The sequence below is a fragment of the Pedobacter mendelii genome (assembly GCF_014635725.1).
GTDB lineage: Bacteria > Bacteroidota > Bacteroidia > Sphingobacteriales > Sphingobacteriaceae > Pedobacter > Pedobacter mendelii.
Window position 1 is genome coordinate 268,807 of sequence record NZ_BMDJ01000002.1, and the last position, 23,953, is coordinate 292,759.

The following is a 23,953-nucleotide window of genomic DNA, read 5'->3' on the forward strand; positions in this document are numbered from 1 at the left end:
TTAATATTAAAGCTTTGCGGTAATACCAAAGTTAAATACCCGCTGTATCGGATATAAGCCGTTATATACCTCTGGGTCTAATCCTCCTTTAAGACTGGTAACCGTAAACAAGTTAACGCCGTTGGCAAACAGTTTTACCGAACTTAGTTTTACAGCTTTTGCATATTTAATAGGCAAAGTATAGGCAACCTGAAGATTTTTTAATCGAATAAAATCAGCTTTGCGGTACCAAAATGTGGAAAAGGTTTGGTTATTGCTATTGTTGCCTATGCTTAACCTGGGGTAAGTTGCACCAGCAGTATTGGTTGATGTAAATCTTCCCAATTGCTGTTCATAGGCTTGACCGAAACCATTGTTTTGAAATTCCCAATAGCTGTTGCCATTCAAGTAAACATTGTAATTGGCTGCACCTTGAAAAAGGAAGCTCATATCGAAGTTTTTATATTTAAAACCAAGGTCTGCACCATATGTGATATACGGGCCTTTTGGGCCTATTGGCACCTGATCGAACTGATTAATTAAACCATCCTTGTTTTGATCCTGGTATTTTATATCTCCGGGTTGAGCGATATAACCGGTTACCACACCTACACCATTTTGTTTAGCATTGTTAACATCTGCCTGATCTTGGAAAAAGCCTTCCGCTACGTAACCGAAAGCCTGTCCAACCTTTTGTCCGGTACGTTGCATATAGTCATAAGGCTGGGCGACTTCATTTGCATACAACACTTTTGATTGCTGAAAACCGGCGTTAAACGAGGCATAATAACTGAAATCACCAGATTTTGGGTTTTGCCACGAAAGCTGAAACTCCATACCACTGTATTGATTACGCCCAATATTCTCATTGGGATACGAATTACCAATTAACGAAGTATTTTGACCGCGTTGAATTAAGAGATCCGAAAATTTATTATAATAATAATCGACCGTAAACCCTAGCCTGTTGTTTAATACTGAAGCCTGTAAACTAATGTTAAACTTATCAGCCTTTTCATAGGTAATGTTTGGATTGGCCAAAGTACCCTCGGCTAAACTTGTATTTGCACCATTTGAGGTGCCAAAATAAGGTGCGGCAGCATTGTTATAACGTTGCAAGTAAACAAAGTAGCCAGGATTATCATTGCCCGTTCTACCAAAATTAGCAGAAAGCTTTAATGTATTAACCCAACTCAAACGCTGTATAAAGTCTTCGTTGGCTATGTTCCAAGCTAAACCAAAAACCGGAAAAAAACCATATTTAAAATGATTGTCGGTTAAATAGTAATTTGAACCATTGTATGCTTCTGCAAATTCAGCGATATATTTTTTCTTGTAAGTGTAGCTTGCACGAGCGGAAATTCCCTGTATGGTATAGGGTAAATTTGCACCATCGCTTTTGCTGTCGCTATTTGCTAAAACAGCAACATTAAAATCATGAGCATTATTAAAAGTGCGGTTCCAGCCCGTAGATAATTCGAAATAATTTTGCCTGAATTGCCCCAAACCGTCTAACCCTGTTGTTCCGCTAATTAAATTAGTGTTTATCTGTGCACTTGTTGGGGTTAACGCGGGACCATAACTGACATCACCCGTATTGGATATCGTTTGCTGATAAGCGATTACTGGCTTACTTCGGTTAATGTTTTCGGAAAGGCTTGAGGTGTAGGCAACAGAAGCTTTTACATACAACCCTGGGGTAACCTCATCCAGGGTTCTTTTTACATAAAAATCGGCAATAAGGTTACGTGAATAATTCTGCTGATACCCGGAACTGAAGGCTTGCCCTTGGAGGTTATTCCTGAAAGTAGTATTACCTCCGTAACTTCCATTGGCATTGTAAATGTTGTAAGCATTATTCGGCGTCGTTAAAAATGAGTTGAATAGCGTTGCTGTGGTTACGCCAGGCTCGTTTTCATTTGCTATACTTCCAAAAACATGAATTCCCGCAGAAACATTTTTTGTAATATCGATATCCACATTAGATCTAATTAGGTACCGGCTAAAATATTGGTTAGTGTTGTACGTATTAATGTCGCTTGTTTTTAATAGCCCATCTTGGTACAAATGCTCAACTTCAGTAAAATACCGAACGGTTTTATTTCCACCAGAAACATTTAAACTATACCTGTTTAAAGGTGCTGATGATTTTAGTATCTGATTGTACCAGTTAACATCCGGATGGCCAACAGGGTCGGAATGACTTTGGTAAGCTGTCAAATCTGCATCGCTAAATCTTAATCCAGTATTAAAGTTTGGGTTAACACGCAACTCGTTTGCAACGGCTTCATTACGCAGTGTTGCGTAATCAAATGAATTCAGCGGCTTAAGCAGACTCAATGGCTTTTGAAAAGCCGATTGTACGGTTAGGGAGATCTGCTGAACGCCACGCACGCCATTTTTTGTTGTGATTAAAACAGCACCATTTGCTCCTCTAACACCCAGCATTGCCGTAGCCATAGCATCTTTTAATACCGTAACAGATTCTATACCCTCTAAATCAGTTGAGGTGAGTTGCCTCGGTATGCCATCTATCAAAACGATTGGCGTGCGGCCACGCAATGAAAGCACAACCCCATCAAAGCCAGGTTGGCCAGTAATCTGCTGCGTGTTTAATCCAGCTAAACGACCTGTCAAGGCATTAAGAACATTAGAAACCGGCTGTTTAACAAGACTTGATGTGTATACGGCCTGGGTAGAAGAGGTGGTATTTTCAGGCAACACAGCAATATTTAAAGGAAAATTCACCTTATTGAGGATGAGCGGATCGATTTTAGTTAACGAGCTGTCGTTTTTTACTACAATCTTTCCCTTTTTTTGGGCAACCGCAATCAGCGAGCTTGCACAAATAGATATTATTATAGCAATTTCTTTGAGTAAAGATTTATTTCTCATACATACATTATTTGGTTTTTATTTGGTTAGGAGCTAAAGGCAGTATTTAGCATGATGCGATACACGTCATCAGCACTATACTGCTTAGTTTATAAGTCGTTGGTAAAATTTATTTCTTCATGTGCATTAATTAAGTTGTTTTAATAATTTGATTTGATGCTTTCATCCAATCAGGTAACTCTTACAAAGGCTAATTTTATGACGCACTAATTGCCATTAAAAAAAATCAGTCACAGGTATTCGGTAAGACTTATCGGATATGGGGTTAAAGTTATATTTGGTTATTGGTAAACCGCTACCAGTTTAGTATCCGGTTTACACTGCTTGTTTATTGGGAATAAACATAGTGTAATGAAAATATTGCAATGTATATTTTTAGGGGTACAAATGTTAACCAATACATAAGAAATGCCTTTTAAGCACAAAAAACGCCCTTTAAAGGTGCGTTTTTTGCTTTTTTTAGAATTCTGAATCTTAATTAGCACACTATTTAAGGTTTTCTTCTTCTTTATAAATACCCGAATAGGATGAAGGCAACACATCGAATTCTGCTTTGAAGGACTTTGTAAAATATTTTTGACTTTTAAAGCCAACCTTATAGCATACCTGCGATACGGTTAAATAGCCATTGGACAACAGCTGAGCCGCCCGTTTTAAACGAACTGTTCTAATCAAATCGACCGGGCTTTTGCCAGTCAACACCAATGTTTTTTTATAGAGTGTAACCCGGCTCATACACATTTCGCTACTTAGCTCTTCTACCGAAAATTCAGTGTTACCGATATTTTTTTCGATCACCTGCAATGCTTTTTGTACAAACAATTCATCAGGAGATTCTATTTCAACATCTCCCGGGTTGATTGCTACATGTTTCTTATAAGTTCTACGCATCAAATCCTGCTGGAGCAAAATATTTTTAAGCTTTGAAAGCAATATTTCTAAATTGAATGGTTTAGTTAAATAATCTGCCGCACCGGTAGATAAGCCCCTCAGCTGCTGTTCTTCACCGGTTAGGGCGGTTAATAAAATAACCGGAATATGGGTCGTGCGAACATCATTTTTAAGCTTTTGGCTTAAATCTATTCCGTTCATTTCTGGCATACTAATATCGCTTACAATTAAGTCGGGCTGTAAAGCCAGTGCCTTTTGCCATCCTTGCTTACCATTATTGGCCTCAATCACATGGAAGTGTTCTTTTAAGCTGTCTTTTAAAAAGAACCTGAAATCATCATGATCCTCAACCAGTAGCAAAGTTGGTTGTTTTGTGGTTTTTGGTGCCAAAGTACACTGCTGTTCACCAGGCACTTCTGTACCGTTTGTATTGATAATTTGGCGAACCTTAATCGGTAACCGAAAGATAAAACTACTTCCTTCGCCTACCTGACTTTTTACGATCATTTCGCCGTTGTGCAGCTTCACAAATTCCTTTGTGATGGATAAGCCTATACCACTGCCCTGATTAACTATTGATTCGGGTGTTTGATGCTGGAAGAAACGGTCAAAAATTTTCTCTTGTTTTTCCATTGGAATCCCAATACCTGTATCAATAACCGTAATTTCCAGCCATTTTTCGCGCCGTGACTTATTCGTTTGCATGCTCAACAGCACACTTACATGTCCGGTTTGGGGGGTGAATTTGAATGCGTTAGAAAGCAGATTAAATAATATGCGCTCGATTTTATCGTGATCGAATTTTGTTTCTAACAATTCGATGTCAGAATCAAAAACAAAGCTGATGTTATTTTTTTCTGCAACATCAGTAAATGACAGTGTTACCTCCCTAATGAATTTAATAATATCACCATTTTTGGCATGCAGTTTTAGTTCTTGTACCTCCATTTTCCTAAAATCTAGCAATTGGTTAACCAGATTTAGTAATCGTTTGGCATTCCGGCTAATCAACTGTAGTTGTTGTCTATGGTTAGGGTCATCAATCTGACCTAAAATTTTGTCAACAGGGGCAAGTATGAGCGAAAGTGGGGTTCTAAATTCGTGGCTAACATTTGTGAAAAACTTTATTTTCATCATATCGAGTTCATGCAGGCTATTTGCCTGTTCCCGTTCCTGTTTAAGTAGAAATTCAGCTTTGATTTTATCAATACCCCGCCTTCTCATAAAATAAAGCACCCCCGCAAGTAGCATTGCGTATAAAGCATATGCCCAACCTGTTTTCCATAGTGGTGGAGCTACAATTATATGAAGCGTTAAAAGCTTGCCTCGCTTGCCTTTATCATTAATAGCAAATATTTTAAATGTATAATCTCCATGATCGAGGTTAGTATAGGTTACTTTCCTAATCTTATTATCGGTTGTAAGCCATGACTTGTCATAGCCTTCAAGCAAATAATGGATTTTTATTTTTTCAGGGTTAAAATATTCTAAAGCAGCAAATTCAATTGTAAAAACATTTTCGTTGTAGCTTAAAGAAATCTCTTTGGTTTCATTTATGGATTTTGAAAGAATAATATGATTATTAACCAGTTGGCCAGGATTAATATTCTTATTAAATAGCAGAAAATCAGTCAATACAATATCAGGCATATTATTAACGGGCGTAATCTTTTCAGGATAAAATAGATTAAATCCATTTGCGCCTCCAAAAATCAGCTCACCTTTACTTGTTTTATAAGATGCCCTTTCATTAAAATCAAGGCCCTGCAAACCATCTGCTTCATCATAATTAGAAAATCTGTAGATTATACCCTTTTGTAACTTCGAAAACGTGATGTTTGATAAACCGTTTGTTGTGCTTATCCACATATTTTTGGAATTATCTTCCAGAATATCCCTTATGTTATTATCTGGCAAGCCATCTTCTTTCGTAAAGTTTTTAAATTTGCCGGTAGCAGGATTTAACATGCTTAAGCCCTCTGCTGTCGCTGCCCAAACCCATCCCCGGCTATCAATAAATAAGTTATTTATGGTATTAGCTAGTAAACCTGGCGCACCCTTTTCTTGATGTATATAGTGAACGATTTCACCTGATTTCTGTATTACATTAATCCCCTGAGATGTTCCAATCCAAATATTGCCTTTTTTATCTTCTACAATTGAGGACGCGTATGTTGAACTTATTCCGTTTCTACCCTGGTATTTGTAACGGTAAAATTTGTTGGTGGTTCGATCCAGCTGATTTACACCTCCTGCTAAAGTACCAACCCAAAATCTTTTTTGACTGTCTTCCATGATAGACCATACCCGATCGTCTGATAAACTGAAAGGATCTTTATCACTGTGTCTATTATGGATAAAAGTTTTACCATCAAAACAATCAAGTCCTCCAAAATAAGTACCTATCCATAGTTTTTTATCATGATCGATATATAAGCTTACCACCACATCGTTGCTTATACTATTTTGATCAGAAGTATTGTGCTTATATTGTTTAAATGTACCTAGCCCACGGTTATAGTAAATCAATCCACCACCATTAGTACCTATCCATAAATTTCCTTTATCATCTTCAATAAATTTATTTACGTCTTCATAAGGCAGGCTTTTTCCATCATTGATAAAATGATGAATACTGGGAAATTTAAGGATATTCTTGTGGTAATAATTAACCCCTTTTTTATAGGTACCCGCCCAGATAATACCAAGATTATCCTTATAAATTGAAAGCACACTATTTTGGGTCAAACTTTTGCTATTGCCCTCATTATTCACAAGGAAATGACTTTTTAAGGTATTTTCATTTAGCAAGGTAATTCCACCATGATCAGTGGCAATCCACATTAAGCCTTCATCATCTTGAGTGATACTATTAACAATTTTTGAATTTAACCTCCCCTCTGCTGAATCTTTATCGAAATGTTTAAGCACTTTCTTATTCGCATCAAATAAATATATCCCATTATCTATCCCTGTGCAGTATAACCAAAGCCGATCTTTACGATCAACAAAAATAGTGTAGTTTAGCCCGGCCAAGCCGGGCACCTTCAAGATGGTTATACGGGAAACAACCCTGTTTAAAACAGGATTAAACTGTTCTAAGGTGCCGTTTTTATGCATAATCCATATATAACCTTTCGAATCACCGTTTATACTGCTGATTGCGCTACTGATGATGCTCGTGGCATCTCCATTCTTGTGGTAAACATGTATGGCTTTATGTTTGGAGTTGAGTAGATAAAAACCCATTTCAGGCACAGTAAAGGCATAGGCCCAATTATTTATTTTAAAAAGATCTGATATTTTAGTAGCGGGAATGCTTATATTTTTTAGGGAAGCGATCAGGTTTTTTGAAAATTTTTCCGTCGATGGGTCATAAATATTTAGCCCCAATTTGGTTTTTATCCAGAGCTTGCCTTCAGGGCCTTCCAATATATTTAATACATAATTATCATCTAGTGAAGTAGTATCATTAAAATGATGGGTGTAACTTTTAAACTTTGAACCATCATATCTGTTTATGCCGGCTGCCGTGCCGAACCAAACAAATCCCCGGCTATCTTTAAAAATAGTGGTTACCTGATTATTGGACAAACCCTTACTAACATTTAAGTGAGAAAACTGATACTGACTTTGCTGCGCCATTACACCACAGAATATCGAACTCATAATGACGATAAAAAAAGAGAATCTCTTCATTTTTAATGAATACAACATTTGGTTAGTAGAGCGAAAGCATATTTGGTTTTAGAAATACTGGTCTTATCCGTTTATTAAATTACAGTTCTTAATGGTAAAATATAATTTAATAGGAAATAACAAGGTACTTATAATTTTTAGTTATGGCACTGAAATATTCGAAAATCGAATACTGACTTAAACAGCAAGCGATTACCTCCTTTTTAACTGGCTTGCTAAACATAACTTTTACCTTAAACAAAAAATACTCAGCCCGACATCCATCGGGCTTAAGTATCATCATCACTAACTTGATTCAATAAATTGGTCTAACGTATTTATGCTTACTACTGAGTAGTAAAACAAAGTGCCCTAGCTGGCAAGTTACCAATAGCGGTCCATAACAAGGCAAACAGCTATTCATGAAGAAAATTCGTTTAAAATTTAGATTTTTCTGGCATTAAAATAATGCGTATTAAATTATTTTCATTCAAATATTTTTGGGCTGCGTTTTTAATATTTTCAGGATTAATCCTTTTCATTAGGTCATCAAATTTTACAATTTCACTCATATCATCCATATTTAAAGCTTGCTGATCGAGGTATTCTGACCAAAAATCATTTGCTCGAAGATGAGTTTCATGGTTTCTGATTTTTTCAGCCTTGAACTTTTCTACATTTATAATTGAAGGACCAGCTGTTTTTAACTTCTTGATTTCATCAAGAGTAGAGGCAATAAGTTTATCTACGTTTACAGGTGCACAACCCAGTGAAATGCTCAAACTGTAGCGTTCTGATGGTATTTTGGCATACTTGATGCTTACCGAAGGCGCATATACCCCACTCTCTTCTTCTCTCAAACGTTCAATAAGTTTAATTTGCAGCACTTCGGCTATGGCATCCATATTTAAATTATTTTCATATCCAAAATCATAGTCGCCGCTAAAGGTTAGTCTTACTGTGGCTTTTGGTTCTAAACCTGCCGAAATAATTTTTGTAATCTTTCCGGAAGGCGGGTGAATACCCAGATCTTTAGCTTTTTCATGTTTATTTGTAGTTGGCAAAGCACCAAGGTAAGTTTCAATTAATGGTTTTATTTTGTTGATGTCGAAATCGCCAACAAAAGTGAAGGTGAAATTTGATGCATCTGAAAAAACTTGTCTGAATATTTTATAACTTTTATCCAGATCAACTTGATTTAATTTTTCTATACTTGGCGGCGTTCTTCTCGAGCTATAGTTCCCCATCATCGTACTTATGGTATCATAATAAGTATTTTCGGGATTATCTTTTCTGTTGGCTAAACTGCCTTTAGATTGGGAAATAAATTTTTCAAAAGCTGTTGAATCTTTCTTAGGGTTGGTAAAGTATAAATAAAACATCTGCAAGAGTGTTTCAAGATCTGCAGGAGATGCCGCAGCCTGGAAGCCTTGATTATAATCTGAGATGTAAGGACTGGATGCAATTGTACTTCCGGCAAGATACTTGTTTAATTGATTGTAATCATAAGAGCCCAAGCCTGAACTTGTAATAAGATAGGCTGCTAAATTTGCAGATTCATAATCAGCATCGCTGTAAAGGGAAGAACCACCTGGTGCAACCGCTTTAACCAATATATCGTTATCACTAAATTTTGTAGACTTTAATATTACTTTAGTACCGTTACTTAAAACCAGCTCAGTGGCATTGATTTCCTTTAATTCTGTTTGTTTTACAATTTTACCGGGTATTGGTTTTTTATCTAGCAAAGGTTTTTCGGTGAAAGAATCTTTATAGGATGGAATTTCCTCCTCCTGAACCGATTTCATCCAATCATTTATGCTGTTTTCATCAGGTAAAGAAGCTTTATCTTTTTCGGGTGCCGTAATAATAATATCCCTGTTTTTATCCGAATTAAATTCTTTGAATAAGGCATTTAAATCTGCCAATGTAATTTTAGGCATAATAAGTTTTGTAAAACTGTACTCCCATTCCATGCCTGGAGCAGCACTGCTACGTAAAAAATAATCTAAATATTCACCAACATAAAGGTCTGAGTAATTCGTATTCTTTTGCCTGTATGTATTTTCAATATTTTTTAAATAGTCTGCTTTAGTTTTATCAAATTCTGTTTTGGTAAAGCCATCGCGATTTAGCCTAACAATTTCCCGCCATGCAGCTTTAAAGCCTTTTTCTAATGCTCCCGGATTGGCGGCTACATTAATATTAAAAGCATCTATGTTGCCTATAAACGCACCTATAACTGCATTACCGGCAATAAAAGGTGGCTGTTTTTGCTGCATAAGTTCCTGAAAACGATTACTTAACATCGAGTTAAACAATTTCCGGCTGATGTAATTTTGATAATCTTTTTTTGTTTTAACAACCAATGCCTCTCGTTTAATCATTATCTGAATCTGGGTTGAAGTTTCTTCCGGATCGGTTGCTGTTATAAAGTGATTACGATTGGTTAAATTTATCTTATATTTTGTTCTAACACGCTCCCGTTCGGGGTTTTTAAGGTTAGAGAACTTTAGTTTAATTTCTTTTTCTATATCAGCTACATTAATATCGCCAACTACAATAAGCGCCTGTAAGTTAGGCCTGTACCAATCGTTGTAAAATTGGTTTAATGTTGCTGGTTTAAAATTATTCAATACAGTATCCAATCCAATAGGTAAGCGCTGTCCATAACGCGATTGATTAAACAATACCGGAAAAATCTTTTGCTGCATCCTCTGCGAGGCGCCTTTTCCTAATCTTTTCTCCTCCAAAACCACTCCGCGTTCTTTATTAATTTCTAAAGGATTTAGCGTAGCACCTTTAGCCCAATCACGCATAATTTGAATACCATTATGCAGAATTTCAGGCTTATCGCTTGGTAGCGGCAATTGATAAACGGTTTCATCAAAACTGGTGTAAGCATTAATATCAGCTCCAAACCTAACGCCCGATTTTTGCAGGTAATCTACCAGCTCGTTTTTAGGGAAATTTTTAGTTCCATTAAAGTTCATGTGTTCCATAAAATGCGCCAATCCCTGCTGGTCGTAATTTTCCATTAACGAACCTACTTTGTTCGCCAGATACATAATAACCCTGTTTTTTGGGTGTATATTTCTTCTGATAAAATACGTAAACCCATTACTAAGTTTACCGGTTTTAACGTTGGGATCAAGCGGCAAGGTTTCCGTTGCAGATGCTACATTTTTTTCTGTTGGTTTTAAGGATGCCTTCCTGATTTGGGTTTGAGCATTCGTGCACAAAGCACAAATCACAATTAGGATAGCAGTAATTTGTATTTTAAGTGATATTTTATTTTGCATTATTGTGTGGTTTAATTCTTCGGAGGCGATAGCTCTTTCCGAAATAAAAATCGTTTGACAATTATTTTATTGGTTATTTCGCAAAAACTTCTGCCAGTTTTTTATTAAGTGCTTCTCCCCGAAGGTTTTTGGCTATTATTTTTCCATCGGGATTAACCAGAAAATTATCAGGTATAGATTGAACGCCATATTTCACTTTGGCTTCATTGTTTCTTTTCAGATCAGAAACCTGTTTCCATGGTAATTTATCCTCTTTAATTGCCTTCAGCCAGTCTTCTTTTCTTTCATCTAATGAAATACTTAGGATGGTAAAATTGCTGTTTTTATACAGGTTATATTGGCTAACCAGATTTGGATTTTCATCCCGGCAGGGGTGGCACCAGGAGGCCCAAAAATCTATCAATACATATTTACTCTTATAATCAGAAAGTTTTACGGTTTTCCCAAATTGATCAGGCTGTATAAAATCCGGAGCTATAGATTCAATATCAACAGTTCTCCATTTAATCAGTTTTTTCTGATAATCCAGTCCCATTGGAGAAGATTTTATAGCTGCAGACAGGCTGTTAAATAAAGGCTCTACAAGCGTAAGTTCGGGTATTCCGCGAGATAATGTATAATCGAGTTCCATAAAACTAACCAACGAATTAGGATGTGCTTTTATAAATTTTACAACAACCTCTTTTATGGCATCATCTTGTTCTTTTCCTTCTTTTAAACCAACCAAGGCTGCTTTTTCGCGGCTTAATTCATTGGTTTCATCATTAAGTGCTGTACCTGAAAATCGTAAGCCTTTTTGTAGCGAATCCAGATTTTCTATTTTAATGTTACCGGGTTCGAGCCAAAAACGTACCATTGTAGCCATCAGGCCATTTTTTAGGTTCTCTGTTTCCTTTGGACTAATCATTAAATTGGCCTGCACTTTACCATCTATGCTTCCGGTGAGTTTTATTTCACCATTTTTTGTTTCAGCGGTATTTTTTAGGGATTTACCATCTAAAGTGTATTGAAGGGTAAAAGTTGCGGGTTGATTTGTTTTTCCTTCAATTGTGTAATTATTATTAACCTGCGCCCTTAAAGTAAAAGGAAGCAAAATGGTTAGGATACTTATCAATGTTTTCATTATTATTTTATAGGAGATTTAAACATAATTGATGCTTACCCGATCTTTAAAAAACCGGATAAGCAAATCAATTGAAGAATTAATTAATAGGTATTTTGAAGAATAGAACCATTACTATTGGTAATATCACTTTGCGGTAATGGCGAAGCAAAACGCCTTGAATTCGCTCTTAAAGAATAGGTTTTTAATGGTTCCGTATTCAATACACTGGTAGTTGTATATGGATAAAATACGCGGCTAATTACCGGAACATCATCATTTGCATAACCATTATTGTTAAATCTGCGGATATCGAACCAGCGTTGACTAAAAGGCATTTCCCTTCGTCTTTCTTGCAAAATAACAGTAATGGCCTGGTCTTGTGCATTGGCCGCAAGTGCTGCTGTGCCAGTTAAAGTACGCTTACTGTACAATTGGTTTACAGCTGCCATAGCACCTGCAACATCACCGGTTCTGGCCAAACATTCTGCCTTAATTAAAACCATTTCGGCAACCGTTGGTCCTTCAGGCATATTATCCTCATAAAAAAACACATAACCAGGGTAACTTAATGCCGGGTTATTTAAACCTCTTTTGTAAGAGTAATTTTGAACGTAATGGTATTTATATCGAAGATCATTATTCTTATCGTACAAGCTAATTAGTGCCTCACTTGGAATATACCATCTATCTGCATTGTTTAATAATCTATAATACAGAAACTCTTTCCACCCTAAGGCATCTGCCGGGTCAAAGGCAGTATTTCTATCATGCGTGTAAGGAAAATTCAGGGTTACCGTTTGCTCATTTGGTGTTCCGGTATTAATGGTTGTGCTTGTTGGTGTACCATACCTCATACCCGTATTGTAATCAATTAAAACATTATACAAGGTTAGCGAAGCATTGGCATATTTTAGGGCATTAGCGTAATCATTGCGATTTAGATAATAACGTGCTGCAAAGCCATTTACTGCTGCCGAGTTAGCCCGCCAATTTCGGGCAACCCCATTTTGCAACAGTGGTACAGTCGTTTTAAGTGCTTCTGTCAAATCAGCCTCTATTTGCTGATAAGTTGCTTCAAGGCTTTGGCGGGTTACCGGATTGTAATCTGGCGTTATTTTAATAGGCAAACCAGGTTCATTCCGATTTGCATTCGTATAAGGCAAACAATAGGTATTTGCCAATTCCCAGTAACTATAGGCTCTTATAAAATGTGCATCAGCCTTCAGTGCCGCCTTATCAGCCGCCGAACCGCTTACTGCATCTATGTTAGCCAATACTACATTTGCATTAAAGATTTTGATGTATTCATTGCTCCAAAAGTTAGGGCCACTAAAATTAGATTGGTCGGTTTGCGCCAAATAATTAATATCCCATACAGAATACTGAACGGCTATCGAAGAAAAAACAAAAGGCTGTGCATCATATAAATCAACAGATAAGCCGTTGTCGTCTGTTCCGTAGATTACCGCATTGTTGCTTTCATTGTTAAATGTTCCAAAGTTATTAAGTAGTGCGTTTAAGTCATCAGTTGTACGTAACTCTATTGAAGTACCTTTTGATGGCTTTGCATCCAAAAATTTATTACAAGAAGTATTCGATATGATTAAGGTTGTTAAAACCATCCAAATGGCAATTAACAATTTTTTGCTTGATTTCATAATGGTTTAATTATAATTCTACTTTAATACCAAAAGTGTATTGTGCACGTGGCCTAATGGTTCCAATAGGATATTCAGGATCTTCGCCTGTGCTGTTGGCCAACACTGTATAGAGATTATTACCCTGAATGGTTAGCTGTACGTTTTGAACATTTATTTTTGATGTTAAACGTTTTGGCAGACTATAACTTAGGTTTACTTCCTGCAACCTGGCCAAATTAGCATTTAGATAGTTGTAGCTTAAATATGGATAATAACCAATCCAGCTGCCGTAGCTGTAATCATTCGGGTTTGAAGGTAGTGTGAGCATAGTAGCAGGATCGCCGCTGAGTACATTAGAAAGCTTACTGTTTGGCAAAGTTACCCCACCCGATTGCGGATAATTAAAGTATTGCCCTTTAAATACAGCTCCAAATTTTGCAATTACGATAAAAGACACATTGAAATCATAAAACTTAAAGGAGTTGGTCATCCCTAAAATATATGGAGGATTAATGGTACCTGCATTTTTAAGAAAACCTAGCCCATCAATTGATGGAAAATTCGAAAGCTGGAGTTTTGTACCATTTGGCCCTTCAACAACCGGATTGCCATTTTCAAGCCCTGCATATTCAAAAGCCCAAGCTGTATTCGGATCATAGCCTTCCCTGTAAGAACCCTGACCTGTTGACACCAGCGCATAAGCCGGGCTGTTCGGGTTAAAGAGTTTGGTAATTTTACTTCTATTTAATGAGGCGTTGAAACTGCCATTCCAAACAATATCATTTCCTTTAATCGGAATCATCGTTCCTAAAGTAAGCTCTATCCCTTTATTGGTCATTTCAGCATTATTAAACCGCTGTACGGATGCTCCATTTACCGATGGAATGGCTATTTGAGCCAAAAGATCTTTTCCTTTTTTGCTGTAAACATCAATTTTACCATATAACCTGTTGTTTAATATTGCGTAATCGATACCGAGGTTAATCGTACCCGTTTTCTCCCAGGTAAGTGTTGGGTTTCCATTATCGGCTATGCTTGCGGTATAATCTTTAGTATAATCATTAGCCCTAGTAGAATAATTAATTAATGTGTAAGGACTTGTAAGATTATCTACATTACCGGTATATCCATAAGTGGCACGCAGGTTTAAACGATTCAACCAGCCAATGTTTTTCATAAACGATTCTTTCGTTAAATCGTAGCCCAAACCCATAGAATAAAATGGCGAATAGCGGTATTTGGGTTCTTTACTAATCAGGTTTGATGCGTCTGTACGGTAACTGCCCGAAACCGTATATTTATTTAAATACGTGTACGATGCATTGGCAAACAAAGAGAAAAAGCGGCGTGTAGAATAACCAAAGCTGTTTGTATAATTAAAATAGTTTCCGTAGCCAAACCAATTGGTGGTACCAGTAGGTCCGTTAGGAAAATTACCTACATTCAGCGTATTTTCATTATAACCGTATGTTGTAGGATTAGAATAGCTTTCTGCAACCGCATTATTAAGCTCTACGCCGGCAACCACATTAATTTCATGTTTTTCAGCAAACATCTTAGTATAGTTTACCTGGTTTCTAAAATTATAGGTTTCAAGGGTGTTGCGTTCCTGCCCCAATATACCACCCAATGGCAAATTTGGGGTTACTGCTCCATTAAGTGTCTGATCCCAACTCGAACTGGTATTTACTAAATCCCGTACATAAAAGGTTTGTTCGTTACGGTAAGCTTTATTAATTATACTTAAGTTTTCGTATTGTACTTTTGAATCAACAGTTAAACCCGGTAGAATCTTAAAGGTAAGCCCACCCTGTAAGCGGGCAGTAATGTTGTTAGCGGTAATGTTTTGGTTTTCAATTTCCTGAATGGGATTATAAGAAAATGAATATGGAAATTTTGAAAGCGGCACCAACCTATCGAGAATGGGCTGGTAATATTGATGAATATCTGTTAGTGATCCATCCGGGTTTTTCAGCATTTCATAAGGAGATAGCGATTGGATATAGTACAAACCAATGCCATTGTTTTTATTTTTCTGATAAGTTAAGCTGGTTGATAAGTAAACATCAAGCCACTTAAACACATTCGCAGTAGTTCTGTAATTAAATGAGTACTTTTTGTTCTCACTACCTTTAAAATTACCCTGATTTTGTTCGGCCAAAATAGACGCGAAATTATTCATTCGCCCAGTACCACCAGAAAGCGTAAGGTTATATTGTGTTGTTGTTGGATTAGCTAACAAATAATCAGAAATCTGGCCACGATTATCCATTGTTTTCAATTGTGCCAACCTATTATTAAGTTGCTCATCGGTCAAATAGCCAAGTTGGTTTTCATTTAAAGCAACTGATGCTTCAGATGTTCTGTAATTTTCATAAAATGAACCCGAATTTGGAAAAGCACCCCATTTATTGAAAGCGAGTTTTTCGTATTCAACGGTCTCTGCAGACGATGCATGTCCGGTTGCATAGCCAACATTAAATTTTGGCGAGAATTGTGTAAAGGCAGATAATTCTATTTTAAGCGGAGCATTTTTGCCTCCCTGTTTTGTAGTAATTACAATTACCCCATTTGCGGCACGTGCGCCCCATATAGACGAGGCCGCTGCATCTTTTAATACGGTTACACTTTCAATATCATTGGGATTAACGGAATTAAAATAATTTAAACTCGTGTTTCGAATTGCAAAACCATCTACTACAACCAGTGGTTCATTATTTCCATCATTTGCATAAAGTGTGGTTTGCCCACGAATCTGAATGCTTGGCGTACCATCCACGTCTTGTTTTACCTGCATACCAGCAACGGCACCAATTAACCTTTGTGCAAGACTTTGATTTGGTTTTTCGATCTGGCTTTTTTTAATTAAATCAAAGGATCCCGTGGCTCTTTCGGCAGAAAGCTGCTGGTAACCGGTATTTACAACGCTAACGGTTTGCAGCTCTTTACTAGCACTCAATAGTTTAATATTAAACTTTAGATCCTTCCCATTTAAGCTTACACTAAATTTCTGCGTTATATAACCCAGATAACTTGCAGTTAAGCCATAAGTACCTTCAGCAAGGTTAGAAAACTTAAAGTCTCCATATTCATCAGAAATTGTAAGGATTGTTTTACTATCACTACCATTTAGTTGAATTGTTGCACCTGCTAATGGTTTTCCATTCTCATCGGTTATGGTTCCTTTAATATCATATTTAGCAAAAATGGTTATGATACTTTCCATTAAACCCTTTTCCTTTTCTTTAAGGGTAATTGTATTCTTGTTTATGGTATAAGTTAGCGGCTGGTTAGCAAATACCTGGTTTAACACCTTTTCCAGGTTTTCCTTATTTACCGTTATGTTTACAGGCTTTGAAGCATTTAAAAGGCTTTCGGTATACACAAAATCGTAACCGCTCTGCAGCCTTATTTCTTTTAAAACCGTTTTTAAAGGGGCATTTGATTTTGAAAGACTAATTTTCTGCGCAAAGGTTGCTGCACTAAGCTGCATTATAGTTGCTAGAATAATAACGGTAGTTAATCGCATAATTAGCATGGTTTTACGGGCATACTTTTTAAGCACCCCTCTGTTCTTTGCATAAATTTTATACATTTTGTTGTCGTTTGTAAACATCCTTGGCAGGTCGACAATAGACCATTGAAATTGCTTTTGCAAGCAATTTTCGCTAAGTTTGTTTGGTTTGGTTTATTGCTGCAATGCCTTGTGTTTCGAAGCCAAAAGCATACAGCTGGTTAATTGATAAGATTTCTTTTTTATTGATGTAATGCCAAACTTAAGGCCAGGAGTGTTATAGCACTTCTGGTTTTTATTTGCATTACTGGTATCGTATTTATTTACGCACAGTAATCCTCCTTCCTGTAATTTCAAAATGAACTTTTCCGGTTAGTTGTAATGACTTTAATACTTCTGATACATTGCCAAACCTCGATATTGCACCACCGAATTTATCTTTAGGGATTTCACCATCATAAACAACCTCAACATTATACCAGCGCTCTACCATTCGCATAATGTAATGGATATCGTCGTTTTCAAAAATAAATTTGTTGTTTTTCCAGGCTATAGATAATTCAGTGTCTACTTCGCTAAGCCTTATAGTAGTTCCATCGTTTAACGCCTGTTGACCGGGTTTTAAAACCTGAGGATTTACTGATGTATCCTTTTTTGATATTGAAGTAGCAATACTAACGCTACCTTCAAGCAAAGTTGTTTTGGTAAATTGCTCATCAGCATAACTGTTGATGTTGAAATGTGTACCCAAAACACGTATATCCTGAGTTGCTGTTTTTACAATAAAAGGATGTTTTTTATCTTTAGCCACCTCAAAATAAGCCTCGCCCTTCAATTCTACCCTTCGAACAGAAGCAGCAGCAAAAGAAGCCGGATATTTTAAAGATGATGCTGCGTTAAGCCATACTTTGGTTCCATCGGGTAGGCTTACCTGCCACTGACCGCCTTTTGGTGTTTCAATGGTATTAAAAGTGTTTTCACTGGCTTTTTTTACATTAGATGCAATCGAAACGTAAATGAGTTCTCCATCCGAGGCCTTTTTTATTTTAATGCCATCCTGTTCCGCAAGTATTCCTTTTTTGGCATCGTTCAAACTTATTTTCTTTCCATCAGCTAAGGTTAAAAAGGCCTTGTTACCACCTGGAGAAATATCAGTGGCATAGCTTATATTTTTTGAGGTTTGATTTACCGATTTAATTGAAATATATACACCAACAGTTAGTGTAATCATAGCTGCTGCCGCAATCCACCACCTGCTGTAATTTTGTTCTTGTATAAATTGCCCATTTTTGATTTGGGTAAATAATCTATCACGAAGTTGCTCTTCTGAATCATCAGTACCTAACCAGTTAAGTTCTTGCACATCATCGGTATTATACCAATTATCAAGCAAAGCCTGTTCTTCGGGTGTTATTACCCCTACAAGCCATTTATCTGCGAGTTGTGCTAGTTCTTCTTTGCTTAATTGCTGTTTCATCGGGCACGCTTTTTTATTACATAGTGTGTAATTCTATTGCATTACCCTTAGTGGTTTTATATTTTTTTATTAAAATATTTTAAATAACACCAGTAAAGACAAAAAAGTACCGAGTAATTGGCCTATTGATGTACGTAAAGCCTTTAGCGCTTTACTAATATGGGCTTCAATGGTTTTTTGCGAAAGCCCCAAATTATCTGCTATTTGCTTATCACTTAAACCAGCTTCGCGGCTCATCCTGAAAACAAGCTGGCATTTTTCTGGTAATGCCGATATATTTGCTTCTATTTCTGAGCGTAAATCGATGAAATTAAGCCAATGCTGGGTAGAATTATCAACAACATGGAGCTCATGAATGTCTGCTACGCCATAGTGAATCACTTTATTTCTATTTGCAATTTTAGCCATAACCTTATACCTGATAATTGCAGCAATATAAGTATGAAAAGTATTTTGAATCTGTATAGTGTGCCTGCTTTTCCAAATATCGATAAAAGCATCCTGTACAACTTCTTCAGCGTCCGCCTCAGACTGAAGTTTTAGCATGGCCTTAAACAACATTTTTTTCCAATACCTGCTGTACAAAAGGTTAAAAGCTTCCTCACTATCCTGCTTTAGCAAGTTATACAATTCATTATCGCTAAAATTGTTTGGAATGGGCATGGAAGAATCTTTCTTTCACTAAGGTAAGCATTTAGAATAAAAAAGGTACATTCCATAGACCACACTCTCCATTTTTCTGGAAATTCAGGAAGCGTTAACCAAGCGATTCCAAAGCAGATCGACTTAAAAAAAAACTTTTATAGTTTAATTATATTAGAAATCAACTCATTGCTTTGATCATTTCTCAAAGTGATAAGTGACTATTTTCTGGTTAACGTTTAGCTAAATCAAATTGTATTATTACATATAAAGTAATAATATGGCAATTTTCATCATCCATCTTATTATGATCCATTTAATGTTAGGACTTGTTTTTCTGTGTTTGTAAAAAGAATATCAGATGCGTTACGTTGCATCTAACGATGTACACAGAGCGTTTAAATTGATGTTTTGCAATTTAATTTATGATTAGCAGCAACCGATTAGCTTTTTTTGTTTTCAAAACTGAGATGCCCATCAGTCAGCATAAGCTAGTGGGATTTGAAAAGACCTATCTAAATCTTTCATAAAAAAACGTCTTTTTTTATTGGATAGAGACTTTCACAATGAAACAGTTGAAATCTCTTACCTTATTCACTGAAAGCTCATTTTTTTTAAAATCATTTACTATCTACTATATTTCCATGTTCATCCAATTTCTGAATAACGGGCTGATTGTCTTTGTTTATAAAAATCTTTAAGCGTGGCTTGCCTTTGGCATCCGCTAAAAATAATCCCACATCTCCTGATTTGTTTTTACCAATAAACATGCGTTGATTTAAATGACCTGCGGATTTGTATTTTCTAACACCGTCTGCATAAGCACTGGTATCGTTAAGCTTTTTTAATGAATCGAAATATCTGATTTGATTTTTGAAAGAAAAATCGTCCCGATCGTTAAGCGTTAAACCATAAGTTTTAGTGTTCGGTTTTGATGTATTGTCCTGATCATAGCTCAACATCAAAATCTGATCATTCTTATATTGATCCATGGTAAAGAACATTGCAGCGTCTTTTTTGCTGCCATTATACCCTATGCCTCCGCATTCATCACCTTCATCATTAAAAAAAAGTAAACCCGCAGGTCTGTCGCGTGCCTGCAAATCTTTACCATCCATTCTTCCAGGATGTTGTCTATCCTTATTACTTAAAACCATCCTGATTTTTCCATCGCTTTGTACAATGTTGATTCTTTCAGCATTTAGCATTTCAAAATCTCCTTGCGTTTTCGTTTTTAAAGAAAGCATAATAAAAATGATAACAACAAGGGTGAGCACACCTGAATAAACTTTTAGAATTTTGAGTTGCCTGAATACCTCTTCCATAATTATGATTTAAGTTCAATGTTATTTAAAGTTACAAATTAATGCCAAGCGTATCTTCATGCAAAATTTCATTTGAGAGGTAGTCTGACTCCCATTGAATTAACAGATTGGCATAGGATATGGTTTAACCTCACCTAAACGCGGAGTTTCTCCCAGGAGAATACGAAGAATTAGGCCGATGGATTTTCATCACCGGCCTAATTGGGGTTAATTTTTCCCAAAGCTTGCAAAGTCCAGGCATTAGTTAAATATTATTTGAACACGCTGCATACCTGCTTTTTATATGATACTTTTAAATTTATGCTCCTCGTTCGGAACATTTCTGACATTTTGAAAATATCCCGTTACGGTGTTGTAAGTTCAGAACTATGTTCCTTTTATAGTGGTCACCTGCTGCGATGGAGTGGAACAAGAATAGTCTAAAACATTTTCCAAGATTTTACGTATTGACTGGAGAGTCCATATCTTTTTTACTCTTTTAAGCGTATGTTTCATTAGTTGGAGCCATGGCAATTTAAGACTACATAATATACGATGTTTCTAAACTTTAAGGACAAAATCAGTAGGTATTCTTGAGATTCTTTGATTATAAAAGCATGTCACTATCTGGCAGCTTAGATTATTTTGAACGCGGATTTTGGTTTGTGTTCACTTCCACCACTCTCCGCATAAATGGTATGTAAGCCAAACAAAAAGCCTGCAAATCTTATAATTGGCAGGCTTTTTTGCATACAGTTGAATTTAAAAAGGCTCGGGGCATTGTAATTAACAATAGGAGTAAGTTTAGTTCCTTTAAATTTCTAACTCTACTAAAGCTCGGCCGATAATAATTTTACAGATGCTCTTTTCTGATAATTGGGATCAAAATGCACATATTTGATCTTCCCAGAACGGTCAATGATATAAGTTGCCGGAACGGGTAATGTGTGCCGACTATTGCCGTTATTCGCTTCCAGATCAATTCCGTAGCCCTTGTATTTGGTAAAGGTTGCATCATCCATCATAAAGTTTACACCGTATGCCTTCATTATATTATCATCCTTATCCTGAATAATGGAGAAACCTGCACTCGTTTTTTTTATTGTTTTCGCAATGTTATCGCTCGTTTCAGGTGTAACCCCAATTACATAAGCATTTTTGCCGGTAAGCAATTGCAAAGAATCCTGAAGTTCTTTGATGTGCTTATTGCAGTATGGACACCACTGACCCCTGTAGAAGAAGAGTACAACCGACTTGTGTTCCTTTAATAAGCCCTGCAAATTTATTTTTTTCCCATTTTGATCTACCCCGCTAAAGGAAGGGGCTTTAGTACCTGCTGATAATCCTTTTTGTGCATTTGCATTAAAACCCAGCAAAATGAACAGGGCAAAAATTAGTATAATTCTTTTCATTTATATTAAAATATTGGCAGGAAAGAAAATACTTTCCTGCCTGTTTTCTACATTTTTCCTTTTGACATTTTACTGTCAGACATTTTAGATTTCTCCATTTTAGCTTTTTTCATCGAATCTGTTTTCATTTTCGACATTTTACTTTTCTCCATCTTATCCATTTTCTTTTTGCCCATTTTGTCCTGTTTCATTTTTGACATTTTTTCCTTTTCCTGTTGTGGAACATTTGCAAAACCTGATGAAGATAGACTTACAATTACCAAAGCAGTAAGAAAAAGCTTACCTGCCGATTTTAAGATTTGATTTTTCATGTTATTGTGTTTTTGTTTCCCTATTCGTCGCCTATCCAGAGAACTCCTTACAATAAAAATCAATTTTTATTCATTTCTTTTTCAATCCGTTGCTGAAGCTTCACTTTAAAGGCATCATCCAGTCTGATTTTATCGGATGGAAAACCGGTAAATAGGCGGATGATAAGCATACTTTGCTTTTGATAGGTTCTGCACATTGAACAGCCTGCCAGATGAACCTGCAACTGTAGTGCCTCCGCCGCCGTAATTTTCCCCAATGTTCTTTTTTCGATAAGGAAAGTAGCCTGTTTACAATTATATATTATTTTTTTAAGTGCTCCTGTCATATTAGTTCCAGTGTTTTTGAAGGCAGGCCCTCAGATTAAGTTTTGTCCGGTGCATAATTACCCAGAAATTAGCATCTGTCAGTTTAAGTTCCATGCAGATTTTTTCCGATGCAAGGTCATCCATATGTTTCATTGAAAATACAGAAAACCATAATGCAGGTAGTTTTTTGAGGCAAGTGTTTAAAATACCGCCAAGTTCCTTTAACAATAGCGGGTTGTTTTCGTCCAATCCAAAAGCCTTGGGATAATGCTGTGTATTCCAGTGTCCGTTATCTGCATCAAAGAAATTTTGCTGTTCTGTTTCAGCAGTTCTGATTGTGGTAATACCTTTTGATGCCTGCCTACGGTAGAAATCGGCAACCTTGTTTTTAAGGATGCCAGTGAGCCATGTTTTCTCGCTGCTTTTTCCCTCAAACCTGGAAACCTGCTGAAGTGCAGCCAGAAAAGTATCCTGAACCAGATCCCTTGCTATCTCCTCATCGCGGAGCCTGGAAAATGCAAAGCGGTATAAGTAATCAGCATACTTTTCAACCCAGGTTACAGGATCGCTCTTTAAAGGACTATTTATTGCGGTCTTTTCCTGTTCCATTTTTTTTATTACATTGTATAAATATAGTACTTAAGCGCTTAGTCGCTGAAAAAATAATTCCTTACATTTTCTTTTAGTTTTTTGTAAGGAATCCACCGGAAGAGCGACCAATGATAAAAAAATAAACTTATGTCCAGAAAAATAGCATTGATCTTAATTTCAATATGTACGATAAGTATTGCCTTCGCTACTAAGCGCAAGGAATCGGCTCCGAGCGGTTTTGCGGTAGTAGAACTTTTTACTTCAGAAGGCTGCTCAAGCTGTCCGCCAGCTGATGCATTGGTTGCCAGAATAGAAAAGGAAAATCAAGACAGACCTGTTTACATCCTGGCCTATCATGTCGATTATTGGGATCGTCTTGGCTGGAAAGACACCTTTAGCAATCGCATATTTTCCCAAAGGCAAAATCAATATGCAAAATGGTTAAACTTAAGCAGCGTTTATACGCCGCAGATTGTAATCAACGGTAGTAAGGAATTTGTCGGTTCGGAAGAAAAAACACTACGGGGCGCAATTACGTCTTCGCTTTCTGAAGCAGGCAAGACAAAACTTGCAATCTCCCTTTCGTTACAAAGTGGGCAAAACATTATCGATTATCAAATCAACCAGCCAACCTTGGGCTACAATCTACTTGTCGCCATCATCACCCCAAATGCAAGCAATAAAATTGAACGCGGAGAAAATAAAGGAAGAACACTTTCGCATGTGCAGATAGTGCGCAGTCTGGAAAATTTCAGCCTAAATGGAAAAGATAAAGGAAGTGTAAATTTCCTTCCAGCAAAAGGAATACAGCAAGGCAGTGCCGAAATCATCGCCTTATTACAAAATGAAAAAACAGGACAGATAACCGCAGCGGCAAAGCTTAAATTTTAAGGCTTGGAAGGTCAG

General features: G+C 36.6%; 14 protein-coding genes. 1 reads left to right on the plus strand and 13 read right to left on the minus strand.

Translation table 11 applies throughout. The features are described 5' to 3' along the window. Positions 1–6 precede the first annotated feature (6 nt). The 13 genes from IEV50_RS04615 to IEV50_RS04675 form a co-directional block, all read right to left on the minus strand. Complete coding sequence (locus tag IEV50_RS04615; RefSeq protein WP_188412073.1) at positions 7–2,874, minus strand: SusC/RagA family TonB-linked outer membrane protein; 2,868 nt, start codon at positions 2,872–2,874, stop codon at positions 7–9. Positions 2,875–3,360: 486 nt separating this feature from the next. Beyond that, positions 3,361–7,434: a hybrid sensor histidine kinase/response regulator transcription factor gene (locus IEV50_RS04620; RefSeq protein ID WP_229746627.1), complete on the minus strand. Its 4,074-nt coding sequence runs from the start codon at positions 7,432–7,434 to the stop codon at positions 3,361–3,363. A gap of 446 nt (positions 7,435–7,880) precedes the next feature. Then, the gene (locus IEV50_RS04625; RefSeq protein ID WP_188412075.1) at positions 7,881–10,745 is read right to left on the minus strand and encodes a M16 family metallopeptidase; all 2,865 of its coding nucleotides are present in this window, start codon (positions 10,743–10,745) and stop codon (positions 7,881–7,883) included. Between the two features lie 73 nt (positions 10,746–10,818). Then, the gene (locus tag IEV50_RS04630) at positions 10,819–11,868 is read right to left on the minus strand and encodes a TlpA disulfide reductase family protein (RefSeq protein WP_188412076.1); all 1,050 of its coding nucleotides are present in this window, start codon (positions 11,866–11,868) and stop codon (positions 10,819–10,821) included. Positions 11,869–11,951: 83 nt separating this feature from the next. Then, a complete protein-coding gene (locus tag IEV50_RS04635) occupies positions 11,952–13,508 on the minus strand; it encodes a RagB/SusD family nutrient uptake outer membrane protein (RefSeq protein ID WP_188412077.1) in 1,557 nt (518 codons plus the stop codon). 10 nt (positions 13,509–13,518) lie between these two features. After that, the gene (locus IEV50_RS04640; RefSeq protein ID WP_188412078.1) at positions 13,519–17,085 is read right to left on the minus strand and encodes a SusC/RagA family TonB-linked outer membrane protein; all 3,567 of its coding nucleotides are present in this window, start codon (positions 17,083–17,085) and stop codon (positions 13,519–13,521) included. Between the two features lie 238 nt (positions 17,086–17,323). Beyond that, positions 17,324–18,481, minus strand: coding sequence for a FecR family protein (locus IEV50_RS04645; protein ID WP_188412079.1), 1,158 nt, complete (start codon positions 18,479–18,481; stop codon positions 17,324–17,326). 69 nt (positions 18,482–18,550) lie between these two features. Further along, positions 18,551–19,144, minus strand: a complete 594-nt coding sequence (locus tag IEV50_RS04650) for an RNA polymerase sigma-70 factor (RefSeq protein ID WP_188412080.1) — start codon at positions 19,142–19,144, stop codon at positions 18,551–18,553. Positions 19,145–19,743: 599 nt separating this feature from the next. Next, complete coding sequence (locus tag IEV50_RS04655; protein ID WP_188412081.1) at positions 19,744–20,448, minus strand: hypothetical protein; 705 nt, start codon at positions 20,446–20,448, stop codon at positions 19,744–19,746. Between the two features lie 809 nt (positions 20,449–21,257). Continuing rightward, on the minus strand, positions 21,258–21,839 hold the full coding sequence (locus IEV50_RS04660; RefSeq protein WP_188412082.1) for a peroxiredoxin family protein: 582 nt from the start codon (positions 21,837–21,839) through the stop codon (positions 21,258–21,260). Between the two features lie 47 nt (positions 21,840–21,886). After that, positions 21,887–22,150: a hypothetical protein gene (locus IEV50_RS04665; protein ID WP_188412083.1), complete on the minus strand. Its 264-nt coding sequence runs from the start codon at positions 22,148–22,150 to the stop codon at positions 21,887–21,889. Between the two features lie 59 nt (positions 22,151–22,209). Beyond that, the gene (locus IEV50_RS04670; protein ID WP_188412084.1) at positions 22,210–22,476 is read right to left on the minus strand and encodes a zf-HC2 domain-containing protein; all 267 of its coding nucleotides are present in this window, start codon (positions 22,474–22,476) and stop codon (positions 22,210–22,212) included. 1 nt (position 22,477) lies between these two features. Then, positions 22,478–23,065 (minus strand): sigma-70 family RNA polymerase sigma factor, encoded by a 588-nt coding sequence (locus tag IEV50_RS04675; RefSeq protein ID WP_188412085.1) that lies wholly within the window; start codon positions 23,063–23,065, stop codon positions 22,478–22,480. A gap of 129 nt (positions 23,066–23,194) precedes the next feature. Here IEV50_RS04675 and IEV50_RS04680 point away from each other — a divergent pair, with 129 nt between their 5' ends. Next, positions 23,195–23,938, plus strand: a complete 744-nt coding sequence (locus IEV50_RS04680) for a DUF1223 domain-containing protein (protein ID WP_188412086.1) — start codon at positions 23,195–23,197, stop codon at positions 23,936–23,938. Positions 23,939–23,953 lie beyond the last annotated feature (15 nt).

Bases quoted from the DNA above. Each gene is read 5' to 3' on its own strand.
- IEV50_RS04680 (WP_188412086.1), top strand. From the start codon at position 23,195: ATGTCCAGAAAAATAGCATTGATCTTAATTTCAATATGTACGATAAGT.
- IEV50_RS04645 (WP_188412079.1), bottom strand. From the start codon at position 18,481: ATGAAACAGCAATTAAGCAAAGAAGAACTAGCACAACTCGCAGATAAA.
- IEV50_RS04675 (WP_188412085.1), bottom strand. From the start codon at position 23,065: ATGGAACAGGAAAAGACCGCAATAAATAGTCCTTTAAAGAGCGATCCT.
- IEV50_RS04660 (WP_188412082.1), bottom strand. From the start codon at position 21,839: ATGAAAAGAATTATACTAATTTTTGCCCTGTTCATTTTGCTGGGTTTT.
- IEV50_RS04635 (WP_188412077.1), bottom strand. From the start codon at position 13,508: ATGAAATCAAGCAAAAAATTGTTAATTGCCATTTGGATGGTTTTAACA.
- IEV50_RS04620 (WP_229746627.1), bottom strand. From the start codon at position 7,434: ATGAGTTCGATATTCTGTGGTGTAATGGCGCAGCAAAGTCAGTATCAG.
- IEV50_RS04625 (WP_188412075.1), bottom strand. From the start codon at position 10,745: ATGCAAAATAAAATATCACTTAAAATACAAATTACTGCTATCCTAATT.
- IEV50_RS04655 (WP_188412081.1), bottom strand. From the start codon at position 20,448: ATGGAAGAGGTATTCAGGCAACTCAAAATTCTAAAAGTTTATTCAGGT.
- IEV50_RS04640 (WP_188412078.1), bottom strand. From the start codon at position 17,085: ATGTATAAAATTTATGCAAAGAACAGAGGGGTGCTTAAAAAGTATGCC.
- IEV50_RS04665 (WP_188412083.1), bottom strand. From the start codon at position 22,150: ATGAAAAATCAAATCTTAAAATCGGCAGGTAAGCTTTTTCTTACTGCT.
- IEV50_RS04630 (WP_188412076.1), bottom strand. From the start codon at position 11,868: ATGAAAACATTGATAAGTATCCTAACCATTTTGCTTCCTTTTACTTTA.
- IEV50_RS04615 (WP_188412073.1), bottom strand. From the start codon at position 2,874: ATGAGAAATAAATCTTTACTCAAAGAAATTGCTATAATAATATCTATT.
- IEV50_RS04670 (WP_188412084.1), bottom strand. From the start codon at position 22,476: ATGACAGGAGCACTTAAAAAAATAATATATAATTGTAAACAGGCTACT.
- IEV50_RS04650 (WP_188412080.1), bottom strand. From the start codon at position 19,144: ATGCCCATTCCAAACAATTTTAGCGATAATGAATTGTATAACTTGCTA.